The organism is Coxiella endosymbiont of Ornithodoros maritimus (genome assembly GCF_907164965.1).
Classification (GTDB): domain Bacteria; phylum Pseudomonadota; class Gammaproteobacteria; order Coxiellales; family Coxiellaceae; genus Coxiella.
In genome coordinates this window covers 1-12,040 of the sequence record NZ_CAJRAM010000042.1, presented here as the reverse complement: position 1 = coordinate 12,040, position 12,040 = coordinate 1, and the positions used below count along the sequence as shown (strand labels likewise).

Here is a 12,040-nt window from a genome sequence, read left to right as displayed (position 1 = left end):
TTCGATGAATGTACCCCAGAAAATGGCGGTCGCAAAGCTGCCCTAGATGCCTTGCAGAGAACGCATTACTGGCTTGCCAAATCAAAACAAGCGCACGTCCAATCACCCTACTCACTTTACGGGCACCGGCAAGCCTTGTTTGGTATTATCCAAGGTGGTAGTTTTCGAGATCTTAGAGAAAAAAGTGCACAAAGTATAGTTGATATGGACTTGGATGGCATTGCTATTGGTGGTGAGGTGATCGGTTTCGATATGGCAAAAACTTGTCAGATTATCGACTGGGTGAGGCCCCTTTTGCCCGAGGGAAAAACACGTTATGCCATGGGAGTGGGGCTCTCCCCTCAAGATTTAATCGACGTAGTGGCGGCAGGGATCGACATTTTTGATTGTGTTGCTCCAACACGAAATGCCAGGCACGGAGCACTTTATCACGGCCACTGCATTATCGAAAATGGATGGCTAAGATTCATCAGCGAACAGGAAAACGGTCGGATTCAGATCAAGAAAAGCATTTACTCTAAAGATGAAACTTCCCTCTTGGCAGGATGTGACTGTTATACTTGCCAACACTTTTCTCGTGCTTATTTGCATTATCTCTTTAAGCAAAAATCGACGCTGTACGCTCAGTTGGCCTGTATTCACAACATCCACGTTATGCAAAAAACCTGTTGTTTTTTACGACAATTAATTGTTCAGGTACAATAATGGTATGAAGAAACTTTTGCTCTTGTTAACTCTCTTCTTTGCTTGCCTCCAGGCGCAGGCAAAAGATTATCAGATTGAGATGATTATTTTTTCACATTTTACTGCTCAAAATAAATCGGAAGAACAATGGTCCGACCTAGATCCTGGCAGAATTAATTTTAATCGTGCGCGACCGATTTATTCTTTGCCCCCTTCACAATTTATTTTAAAAAACGAACAGCACCGGTTAGACCAAAATCCAGCTTATCATATCTTATTACATATCGCTTGGCGGCAGTCAGTCGTTGATGCTCCTCTTGTTCGAGCTCGTTTTATTCAAGAGAATAATGTGGAGGGCACCATCCGTGTTAGTGTTAAACGTTACTTGAACGTGGGGTTAAATTTAGTGTTTAAAAATAATTCTAACTATTTTTATCTTTCACAAAATCGTCGCATGCGGAGTAGTGAATTAAATTATGTGGATTCCCCGTTTTATGGTGTATTAATTAAAATCGTTCCTATGAAGGGATAATAAATTATCCTCTATTTTTTTATTCACACTTAGGAGCGACCATGTAAATTCCGGGTGCGTTACGTAGATAGCCTTTATAGTCCATTCCATAACCAAAAACGTAGTGGTTACCTACTTTCAAGCCCGTAAAGTTGGCGTGTTGATGGCCACCAGGCAAACGAGCGTCGCATTTATCCACAAGAACGGCGGAATACACTTCTCTCGCTCCACATTTCTTGCAATAATCAATAATAGTCCCTAAAGTGAGACCCCCATCAAGAATATCATCGACGACTAAAACTGTGCGACCCCCCATGCTGCAAGTGGGTTCTGCTTTCCATTCTAAATTTCTACTTCGCGTTTCCCCGCGATAGCGGGTTGCGTGGACGTAATCAACTTCAAGCGGAAAATCCAAGCGCGGCAATAAATTGCCAAGAGGAACAATACCGCCCACGACAACACATAAAAAAATGGGATTTGAAGAAGACAATGCTTGGCTGATTTCTATGGCCAGTGTGTCCAGAGCGGCTTCAACTTCCGTTTTTGAATAGAGGCAAGTGGCTGTTTTAAATACTTCACGAATATTTTCAGGTAAAATCATCTGAACCTCGTCGCTCTTTTTCGTTGCATCGATCAGCATGTTCATTATCATTTTCTCTTTTTTCTTTTTTTACTAATAACCCTTCCGGGACGTAAATTGTTTGCGTGGGGAAAGCACACTCAGCGCCATAAGTGGTAATGATATTTATAATTTTTAACATTATTTTTTGTTGAATGGCTTGAAACTTTACCCACTCCGTTGTTTTTGTGAAAGTGTACACCATCATATTTAACGAAGAAGGAGCGAACTCGAATAAATTAACAAATAAAGTTTGCGTTACATCAATTTCAGGATTGTTTCGCAACATTTCTTCAATCGCTTTGGCTAACTCCATAATTTTACTGGCGTCCGAATAACGCACGCCGACAATAATTTTTAGACGTCGATTTGTCATTCGTGAAGGATTTTCAACAGCCACATTGGATAAGATTCCATTAGGAACATAAAGTGGACGCTTATCAAATGTCCGAATTCGCGTCAATCGCCAGCCAATGTTTTCGACAGCGCCTTCGATTTGTCGATCCGGCGATCGAATCCAATCTCCCACGGAAAAGGGGCGATCCCAGTAAATCATCATGCTACCAAAAAAATTACCCAACGTATCCTTTGCTGCAAAGCCAATAACAGCCATGCCCACGCCACCAAAAGCTAATAGCGCCGATATTTTAATACCGATCGTTTGCAATAACATTAACAAAACGAAGGCAATAATAACGACGCGCGTTAGTTGGGCGATGGCATGTACGCTAGTTTCATCGCTAACCTTACCCACTTTTTGACGAGCTTGATGCGTCATTCCATCTTCTAGATAGCGAATAAATCGCATTGCAAACCAAAAAATAATGACCAAAATGAAAATCAGACGACCCGAGGAAAGTGCATTCGTAAAATCGTCGTTGGAAAAAAATAATGTGGTTAGGATAGAAACGGCAAAACTAACAATGATGACCCAGATGTAAACCTGTAACGGCTGATGCAGCGCTTGTAAAAAAGCTTGCAACCAAATTCGCTGCTGTCGCTGGAATCGAGGCAATAATCGACGGTAAAGCAGCCATTCTAAAACACTGGCAATGTTGCCGATAATAAGAAGAAGTACGATTTTAATGATGGAATTATGGGTATTTAATAACGGACTCACACCTCCACCTACCCTCTTCATTTAGAAGAAGGGATTTAAAGTTCAAAAATTAATAATGATACCTCAAATTAGAATCCCATGCCTCCCCTATCCCATACCATTAACCACAAGTGATAAAGACTAAAAAAATTTACCTGCGTCGGCATGATGAAAGGCTCCCTAACCCAGCGGGAATCGTTGAAGTCGCTGCTGAGATTCTGAATTGCGGTAATGGAGAAGGTTATCCAGAATCGCGATCACTCCTTCACGGCTATTGCAAATGGTTAATAAATCGCAGCCGGCTTCCAGCGCCTGAGCGGCGCGAGTCGGATAGTCGCCTATAACGGCAGCCCCTTGCATAGTTAAATCATCACTGATGATAACTCTTTGAAAATTAATACGTTTTCTCAACATATCTTGCAGCCAATAACGTGAAAAGGTTGCTGGCTTTTCATCAAAAGCTGGGTAAATAATATGGGCGGGCATAATAGCGTCTAAGCGCGAGCTTAATCCTGAAAAAGGAAGCCAATCGCACTGGAGAATCGCTTCTGGGTCGCGTTCATCGATGGGCAAAGCTTGGTGGGAGTCGGCGGTTACTCCACCATGCCCCGGGAAATGTTTAGCCACCGCTGGCATTTGATGCGCGTGCAGGGTATCGATTACGATACTGCCCAAGGCTTCAACAACCCTTGGGTCACCACTGAAACTGCGTTCATCGATGATTTCGTTTTTGCCCTGGTCGACGTCTAGTATCGGCGTCATATTGACATCCATCCCCACTTCTTTTAATTCATGAATCGCCGTTTTCAACATATTTTTTAACTGCTTTCGTGTTTGAACCGGGTCCCGCCGGTAACGCTCTCCAAAATAACGCATGCTTGGCAGGTCCGTAAATCCCTGATGAAATCGCTGAACACGCCCCCCCTCTTGGTCCACAGCCACAAACAGCGGACGAATTTTTTTAATTGATTGAATGAGCGAACGAAGTTGGGAGGGGTTTTCATAGTTACGAGTGAATAAAATAACTCCAGCGACCTGGGGATGTTGAAGCAATTCACGCTCTTGCGGCGAAAGCGCCGCATCCTCAAGGTCAATAATGGCAAAACCCAATGATTTTATTCCTTATTTTTTTTCTGGCTTATTAAAAGCATTGGGCAGATGATGCACGTTGCCTTTTGAGGTTAATCCCTTAATTTTAGCGACTCCTTCCTTTTCCATCTCATCGATACGCAAAATCATATGCATAGGAATATAACTTCGTTTTACACCCTGGAATTCTGTTTTCAATTTTTCTTCCAAAGTATCGACAATAAGGGAATTACCTTCGGAGAAGAGTAATTCCTCAAATTCAATAAAGCCCATCAGATTTTCTTCCGACATGAATCGAGCATAAATTTCATAAATTTTTTCATCTTGACTAAAAATGACTCGATAAATGCGTTGTTTTTCGTGCATTGCTACCTCAGGAACCTTTCATCTCATTTAGATATTGAGTTTCTTCAGGCGTAGACTCCCGACCCAAAAGAGCATTCCGTTGCGGAAAACGCCCAAAGCGCCGAATAATACGATGATGGTGATTTGTAAATTTAAAAAAGCTTTCATAAATGACTTGTGTTTCAGGTAAGGCCAGTTCAAATAGTATTTGATAACCTCGGATCGAAATTTCATGATGATGTAAATCTTCAGAATGCAACAGCGGAAATAATAGAACACCCGTTCGATGAGGCTAAGCTTATGATCATCGTGCTTCTCGACACCATTCACGCGAATACTTAACGCGTAATCATCCTCGGCAAACGCTTTGGGGGAATCACAGTAGACATGGCGAGAAAATTGATCCAAAGTAATAATCAACGCTAGTTGACCACGAGGGCTCTTCTCCCATTCGACACACTTGCCGTTGATGGCCTTTTCAAGATCTCGGCTAAACTTTTCGGCAATTTCCCGATCAACCTCATGGCTTTCCCCAAACCAGATTCGGGCTCGAGTCTCGGAAGGGACAATAGTCTCCTCTACCCCTCCAAACCAAAATTTTAGAATTTCATCAATACGATCCATAACGGCGCCTTTATATCATGTTATTGGAACGAGGTAAAACCATTCCCCGTCCCTTTTTCTTCCCCACAGCTATAACCCTCAACCTTCAATACAGACCCAATCGCCAGCAGAAACCCAGTCAAAAAGTTCGACAATATCGTGATTGTGCATACGAATGCAGCCTCTAGAACCCGCTTTCCCCATCATGATTTCATCCCCAGAACCATGTATATAAACATAGCGGCGCATGGTATCGACCTTTCTTAAACGATTTTTACCTACTTCAAGGCCAGAGAGCCATAAAATCCGTGTTAAAACCCAATCCCGGTCTGGGTAGCGACGACGTTTAAGCGCTGGAGAATAAACTTCCCCCGTGGGGCGTCGTTCCACGAAGACCGTATTAGGTGGGCAGCCTTCTCCCACTTTAGCTCGTATGATGGTCAAGCGTGGGGTTTTTTCACTGTTGATCAGCTCACCTAGACCGTTCCGCGGGCAGTCGATACGAGGTAGCGCTTGATTACTTGGTTGTCTCGAAAAATGGTCAAACTTTGGCTAGGAATGTCGACAATGAGATGAGTGGTCATTATTGCTTAATACACCGGACAACACCCCATAAACAATGGGGTGTTTGAGTTTGAAGGTTTATGCGGTCAATTTAGTCGTTATCGCTGTTGTTGTCCATTTGATCGTCGGATTGATCGTTTTGATCGTTATTTTGATCCGCATTGCTGTTGTTGTAATCTTGATCCGTTGGCTGATTATTAGAAGCATCAGCGTTCTGACCTTGATCATCATTGTCAGCCAGCAAAAATTGATTCACTGCTGATGTTAATAGATTATGTGCAGACGCGTTTGTAGTCAATGCTGAAACTGCGCATACATTGCCTAACATTAACAAAGCAACACAAATTTTTTTCATGGTATTCTCCCATAAGCAATTTAGAATTTTGAAAACCTTTATAAAAATACGATCATAGGGCCGCTTACAATTCGCCAGGCTGAACCATAATATATTGATTTACGAGCACCTCAGCGTATCTAGAAGTACCTAAGCAGCGGAGCACAGAAAATCAATAAACTATAGCCAGTATAGTAGAATTGTAAACAGCCCCTAATATGCACTCATTTTTCAAAACAGGCAAGGAGTTCTACATCCCTATTCCTTTTAGGTAATCCACTACTTGATTGATCAAATCTTTGTCTTCACTATTGAACCATTTCGCATCCGTCCAGCGTCGAAGCCAGGTTAGTTGCCTTTTAGCCAATTGACGAGTAGCCACAATAGCTTTGTGGCGCATCGCTTCATAATCATACTCTCCCGCCAAATATTCCCAGGCTTGTCGATAACCTACCGTTCGTACAGCCGGTAGATCAGAATTTAAATCTCCACGATTATAGAGTTGCCTCACTTCTTCTAGAAAATTATTTTTTACCATTTGGTCAAAACGTCTTTCAATTCGCTGATGTAACCAGCTTCGATTTTCGGGTGCTAGTATTAAATTGATAAATTGATAAGGCAATGCTTTGAAACGTTTTAAGGATTGGTAGAAAGATAAAGGCTGTCCTGTTATTTCATAAACTTCAAAAGCGCGTTGAATTCGCTGAGCGTCATTGGGATTAATTCGAGCCGCAGATTTTGGATCAATCGTGTTTAATTTTTCATGTATTTTTGCCCACCCATGCTGCTCTGCTTGTTCTTGTATTTTTTTTCTAACGGTTTCATCAGCGGTAGGCAAATCAGAAAACTCTTGCTCCAAAATGCGAAAATACAATATGGTTCCGCCGACGAGCAAAGGTGTTCGGTTTCTAATTTCAATCGCTTTAATTTCGTTTAAAGCATCTTTATAAAATTGACCCGCTGAATAAGGAAAACCGGGATCACAAATATTAATTAATCGATGCGAAGTGAGCTGAAGTTCTTCTTCGTTAGGTTTAGCTGTGCCAATGTCAAGGCCACGATACACCATAGCAGAGTCAACGCTAATAATTTCAAACGGTAATTTTCGAGCTAACGCAATAGCTAAATCCGTTTTGCCGCTGGCCGTTGGCCCCATTAAACAAACAATAAATGGATTTTTATTCACGTTTATTGTCCGCGCAAAAAAAATGTATCTAACTCGTCAATATCGAATTGTTTCCAGGTCGGGCGGCCGTGATTGCATAATCCGCCGTGTTCGGTTTTTTCCATTTCTCGCAATAAAGCTTCCATTTCTTCTATGGCTAAATAATGAGGGGCGCGCAGCGCCGCATGGCAAGCGAGAGTTGCAAGTGCGACATTAATTCTTTCACCGACGCAAGAAGTTGTATTATGAGTAATTAAATCAGCAAGCACATCGCGAATTAAATTTTCGAGATTTTTTAGTTTTAATAAAGAAGGATGACGTCGTACGATAATTTTATCTGAACCAAACAATTCAATTTCAAATCCCAGCCGGGCAAATAGATCCTTATTGGTCTGCCAAGCGATTATTTCTTGCGGATTTAATGATAAATTAATGGGAACTAATAAAGATTGCATTGCTAGGCCCACCTCTGTCAACTGCTTTTTCATTTTCTCATAAAGTATGCGTTCATGCGCTGCGTGCATATCAACAATAACAAGACCTTTTTCGTTTTGCGACAAAATATAAATCCCCTGCAGTTGAGCAAGCGCATGACCTAATGGATGTTTATGAACGATTGTTTGTGTGTAAGGAGCAGGCTGTTCCTGAATTAAGGATAAATTCCCTTGACCCTCGATAAGTGGTGTAGGAACAAAATTCGTTATTGGGTTATATTCAGCAGTCGATTGAGGTAAGGGGTGAGCGATACCTGGTTTCGCTTGGGCTAACGCGGTTTTAACCGGATGAATTAAAAAATTCCGTACCCACTGCGGATCTCGGAATCGGACTTCATGCTTTGTCGGATGAACATTAATATCAACAAAAGCAGGATCAATTTCTAAATAGAGCACATAAGCCGGGTGTCGGCCGTGAAATAAAACGTCGTGATAAGCCTGACGAAGCGTTTGAGCGATTAATTTGTCGCGAACAAAACGACCATTAACATAAATGTATTGTAAATCAGGCTGACTGCGCGTATAAGCTGCCTCGGCGATGTACCCATTTAGTGTTAATCCTGATTGAGAAAATTCAATGGTAAGTGCTGATTGCATAAAAACATCGCCCAATATACTTCTAATACGATTTTCTTGCCCGTTTATTGTAGTGGCTGATTTGAAATGAATTATTTCTTTTTCACTATGATGAAGTAAAAATTCAGTAGTAAAATGACTCAGGGCTAAGCGTTCAATGATCCTCCGGATGTGCTGAAATTCAGTGGCTGGCGAACGTAAAAATTTACGCCGAGCCGGTGTATTATAAAGCAAATCTTGGACGTCGATAGTTGTTCCCTGGGGATGCGCCGCTGGGACCGGTGTCATGGTTTTATGAGAAATATTGCTGATTCGATAACCCATCTCAGTATTTTTTTGACGTGAGGTCAACGTCAAACGAGAAACGGCTGAAATACTAGCCAGCGCTTCACCACGAAAACCAAGCGTAGTGATGTCCTGTAAATCATCAATTTTTGCAATTTTACTCGTGGCATGGCGCTCGAGCGCCAATACTAAATCCTCAAGATGGATGCCGTCCCCGTCATCTTGAATCCGAATTTGTTTGGCGCCTCCCTGTAAAATATCAACGCGAATACAACTCGCATGAGCATCGATACTATTTTCGATGAGCTCTTTTACTACCGAAGCAGGTCGTTCAACTACTTCTCCCGCGGCAATTTGATTCGCAGTTTGATCATTTAATCGACGGATATACATCATCCTTCAAGCCTAGTCGATCTTTCCTAAATCTTCTAGTGCCTATCATGGGGCACTAGTGCTTCACTTACGCCGCCCAACGTTTGAGAACTTTAATCAGATCATCTTGCATAATTGGCTTTGACATCACTTCGTCCATTCCTACATCAAAACAACGTTTACGGTCCTGTACAAAAACATGAGCGGTCATCGCGACAATAGGAACGCGTTGATCGGGTGTTTCATTATGACGAATACATTGAGTGGTCTCAAAACCATCCATGTCGGGTAACCGATGTCCATAAAAACCATGTCGTATTGTTTTTTCATTTTTTCAATAGCATCTTTCCCACAGCCAGCGATATCCACTTGACAGCCCACTTGCTCAAGCATGATTTTTAAAATTCTCTGGTTAACTAAATTATCTTCAACCAGCAACACATTCATATTAAAACGAGAATCGGACTCGCGGTCATAAGTAGAATTACTAACGGCTTGTTTCTCAAGCAAATCGCGCACGGGTAAAGCTGGGTTTGAGTCGGCTTGTAATCGAAATGGCATAATGCAGGTAAATTAGGAACCCATGCCAGGTTCGCTGGTTACGGAAATAGTAGAGCGTTCGATAGTAAATTTACTAATACTTGCCTGATTCGTTTTGCATCGCCCATCACTTTGCTTGGAATATTTTCCAGATAATCAAATTTCAATTGGATTCCTTTTTCATGAGCTAACAATAACATGTCTCCTTTAATTTTCATCACCAGCTCATGCAAATCAATCGTTTCTTCTGTAAAGGAGAGCTTACCGGCTTCAAGCTTTGCAAAATCAAGAAGGTCATTTAGTAGCGCCAATAAATTTTAGCCTGCTTGCGAAATGAGATCAATTTGCCCTTGTTGTTCATCCGACAAATTATGTGTTTTTAAAATTTGAGACATGCCAAGGATAGCCTTCAAGAGGGTTCGCAATTCGTGGCTCATCATCGCCAGAAAATCAGATTTAATGCGGTTAGCTTGCTCAGCAAATTCTTTAGCCTTCCACAGTTCTTTTTCGCGCAGTGCATCATCGGTAACGTCTTCGGCTATGCCTGCAAAACCCACTAATTTTCCGTTTTCCATAATGGGGAAATAGGTATCCTTGATCCACCGAATTTCTCCATCGGGGCGGTGAATTCGGAAGCGGAATTCATATTTAGAATCAGGCGTTCGTTGATTGGCCGCCGTTTCATAAAAACTCACGTCCACTTTGCCATTACTGATATCTTCAGGCAAAACGTAATCTATCCATGACTTCGGATTCTGGTATAGACTTTCACAACTCACACCCCATATTTTTTCGTAAGTTGGACTAATATAAATTTGTTTATCCCCTCGACTTCCTTTTACCCAAAAAACGTCCGGCACTCTTTCAACAAAATGACGAAAGTAAAGGCATTGGTCGTTCTCATAAACGGGATAACAAGTTTCGTTGATCCAGTGCATTTCGCTATACGCATCAATAATTCGGTAACCAACCGTGTAAAGCAGCCCCTTTTTTATTTTTAACTTGCCATTCCATTATCAGGTATCGGAGTCGATCTCGATCTTCAATAATCAACGCATTCATCCATTTGTTCGGATTAGCGTAAAGTGTTTGGCGTGAAATACCGAAAATGCTTTCAAAAGCTGCGCTGACGTAGGCGTGAGTATAAAAATCAAGGGAACGAATCCAGAAGATGTCCTGGCTAGCTTCAGCTAGATTGAGAAAGATAGAACCTAATTTTTTGAGCATCGGTTTGTGAATCCTTGTTATTGAAACTTCCATACAAACCTCTAGGCTTTTAATTTCGCAATTTTGTTTACCCATCCTGAGCTTGGAGGATATGGAAATAGTATCACCTTTTTTAATGTCGGTCCCACTTTACTTTTTGAGCTAACCACGTGCCACGCGGGGGACTACAAATAAAATAAGCGTAAATACCTTGCATTAAAGCTGAAGCAATATGTTGTTGGTCAATAGGATTTAGTAATTTACGCTCTTCGTAAAGGTTAGAAATAAAACCCGTTTCCACCAAAAGTGAAGGAATATCCGGAGATTTTAAAACGACAAAAGCTGCTTGTTCAACACGACTATGATGCAGTCGGCCAATATTTTTAAGCGCACGAATGATTCTTTGTCCTATATGGAGACTATCGCGAATAGTAGCTGTCTGCGATAAATTAATTAATACCGATTTGAGTAAATTATTTTTATCCGCTAAATCGACGCCGCCCATCAATTCGGATTCATTTTCTTTGGTGGCGAGCCAACGAGCGGCTTCGCTAGTAGCGCCGCGTTGAGAGAGCGCGAATACTGAAGCACCATGTGAACAATGGTTTTTATAAGCATCCGCATGAATCGCAATAAACATGTCCGCCCGATAACGTCTCGCAATGGCCGAACGTTGACGTAAGGTTAAATAATAATCTCCCTTTCGAGTTAAATAGGCTTTAAACCCCGACTGGCGATTAATATCGCGTTGTAAGTACCGTGAAATTCTCAATACAATATCTTTTTCGCAAGCGCCCGCCGGGCCTGTTGCGCCTGGATCGCGTCCGCCGTGGCCCGGATCAATCACCACAATAATATCGCGCGCTCGAGAGGGTTGTGGTGACCTAATGGGCGAGGCAATTATATTTTTTATTTTTATAATTTCGGATTTTTCTTTAATTTTATTAGAAAAACTAATCAGATCGATTAATAAACGAAAATGGGGGTTTTGGTGATTTGGGCTCAAGGAAACTGCGTGAATTTTAACGGGAGATTTTAAATCGAAAACAATTCGTAAGATGTGGTTTCTGTGATAACCGGTTCTAATCGACTTAATTAACGTTCCAGATAAATTTTTCTTTAAAGTACGAATAGAGTGAGCTTGTTGAATGTCAAGAACTAGCCGCTCTGGTTTGGTTAATTCAAAATAATGAAAATGAATTATGGACGATGAATCAAAGATTAAATGACAATCTGAAGCATGAGGATAAACGTATAATTCAACGATTTTATTGGTATTTGCAAAAGAACTTAAAGTCCAAAATGAAAGTAGGAAAATAACAATCCGCGATTTTCGCATAGCATTAACATTAAAAAATGCTTATAGGTATTTAGTAATAGTTCAGTACCCCGTATGAAGCGCAGTGAAATACGGGGATGATAGACGAGATCATTATTTTCCCGTATTCTGCTTTGGTCTATACGTATATGGCCCCAGGGTTGTTGTCAACAATCAGTTTTGACGAAAAGAACGTATATGCGGCTTCACCGAGCCACCGCATGAATTAGCCTCAT

Annotated in this window: 10 protein-coding genes and 3 pseudogenes; 2 read left to right on the top strand and 11 right to left on the bottom strand. The window is 41.5% G+C overall.

Annotated features, from left to right (window positions below; all coding sequences use genetic code 11):
- Together OWO34_RS04920 and OWO34_RS04915 are read left to right on the top strand one after the other, a co-directional pair.
- Window positions 1-705: tRNA-ribosyltransferase family protein (locus OWO34_RS04920; protein WP_267256749.1), on the top strand; the 705-nt coding region annotated here is incomplete at its 5' end.
- A 4-nt stretch (window positions 706-709) separates the two neighbouring features.
- Window positions 710-1,216, top strand: coding sequence for a CsiV family protein (locus OWO34_RS04915; RefSeq protein ID WP_267256748.1), 507 nt, complete (start codon window positions 710-712; stop codon window positions 1,214-1,216).
- 19 nt (window positions 1,217-1,235) lie between these two features.
- Here the strand turns inward: OWO34_RS04915 and OWO34_RS04910 are convergent, their stop codons facing one another.
- The 11 genes and pseudogenes from OWO34_RS04910 to OWO34_RS04860 all read right to left on the bottom strand — a co-directional run bounded on the left by OWO34_RS04910 (window position 1,236) and on the right by OWO34_RS04860 (window position 11,825).
- A complete protein-coding gene (locus OWO34_RS04910; RefSeq protein WP_267256747.1) occupies window positions 1,236-1,796 on the bottom strand; it encodes a hypoxanthine-guanine phosphoribosyltransferase in 561 nt (186 codons plus the stop codon).
- Window positions 1,783-2,934 carry a mechanosensitive ion channel family protein gene (locus tag OWO34_RS04905; protein ID WP_267256746.1) on the bottom strand — a complete coding sequence of 384 codons (1,152 nt, stop codon included), beginning with the start codon at window positions 2,932-2,934 and terminating at the stop codon, window positions 1,783-1,785. The genes OWO34_RS04910 and OWO34_RS04905 overlap by 14 nt, the downstream gene beginning before the upstream one ends.
- 159 nt (window positions 2,935-3,093) lie before the next feature.
- A complete protein-coding gene (gene nagZ, locus OWO34_RS04900; RefSeq protein WP_267256745.1) occupies window positions 3,094-4,023 on the bottom strand; it encodes a beta-N-acetylhexosaminidase in 930 nt (309 codons plus the stop codon).
- Window positions 4,024-4,035: 12 nt separating this feature from the next.
- The gene (locus tag OWO34_RS04895; RefSeq protein WP_267256744.1) at window positions 4,036-4,368 is read right to left on the bottom strand and encodes a DUF1820 family protein; all 333 of its coding nucleotides are present in this window, start codon (window positions 4,366-4,368) and stop codon (window positions 4,036-4,038) included.
- A gap of 7 nt (window positions 4,369-4,375) precedes the next feature.
- Window positions 4,376-4,971: pseudogene (locus OWO34_RS04890) on the bottom strand (DUF924 family protein).
- 78 nt (window positions 4,972-5,049) lie between these two features.
- Window positions 5,050-5,534 (bottom strand): annotated as a pseudogene (locus tag OWO34_RS04885) (L,D-transpeptidase family protein).
- 71 nt (window positions 5,535-5,605) lie between these two features.
- A complete protein-coding gene (locus OWO34_RS04880; RefSeq protein WP_267256750.1) occupies window positions 5,606-5,947 on the bottom strand; it encodes a hypothetical protein in 342 nt (113 codons plus the stop codon).
- A 151-nt stretch (window positions 5,948-6,098) separates the two neighbouring features.
- Window positions 6,099-7,034 (bottom strand): tRNA (adenosine(37)-N6)-dimethylallyltransferase MiaA, encoded by a 936-nt coding sequence (gene miaA, locus OWO34_RS04875; RefSeq protein ID WP_267256743.1) that lies wholly within the window; start codon window positions 7,032-7,034, stop codon window positions 6,099-6,101.
- A gap of 2 nt (window positions 7,035-7,036) precedes the next feature.
- On the bottom strand, window positions 7,037-8,764 hold the full coding sequence (mutL, locus tag OWO34_RS04870) for a DNA mismatch repair endonuclease MutL (protein ID WP_267256742.1): 1,728 nt from the start codon (window positions 8,762-8,764) through the stop codon (window positions 7,037-7,039).
- A gap of 64 nt (window positions 8,765-8,828) precedes the next feature.
- Window positions 8,829-10,582: pseudogene (locus OWO34_RS04865) on the bottom strand (PAS domain-containing protein).
- Window positions 10,583-10,619: 37 nt separating this feature from the next.
- Window positions 10,620-11,825 (bottom strand): N-acetylmuramoyl-L-alanine amidase, encoded by a 1,206-nt coding sequence (locus tag OWO34_RS04860; protein ID WP_267256741.1) that lies wholly within the window; start codon window positions 11,823-11,825, stop codon window positions 10,620-10,622.
- Between the last annotated feature and the right edge of the window lie 215 nt (window positions 11,826-12,040).

Coding starts and splice junctions, on each gene's coding strand:
- OWO34_RS04915 (WP_267256748.1), top strand. CDS start 710: ATGAAGAAACTTTTGCTCTTGTTAACTCTCTTCTTTGCTTGCCTCCAG.
- OWO34_RS04910 (WP_267256747.1), bottom strand. CDS start 1,796: ATGATTTTACCTGAAAATATTCGTGAAGTATTTAAAACAGCCACTTGC.
- OWO34_RS04895 (WP_267256744.1), bottom strand. CDS start 4,368: ATGCACGAAAAACAACGCATTTATCGAGTCATTTTTAGTCAAGATGAA.
- mutL (WP_267256742.1), bottom strand. CDS start 8,764: ATGATGTATATCCGTCGATTAAATGATCAAACTGCGAATCAAATTGCC.
- OWO34_RS04860 (WP_267256741.1), bottom strand. CDS start 11,825: ATGCGAAAATCGCGGATTGTTATTTTCCTACTTTCATTTTGGACTTTA.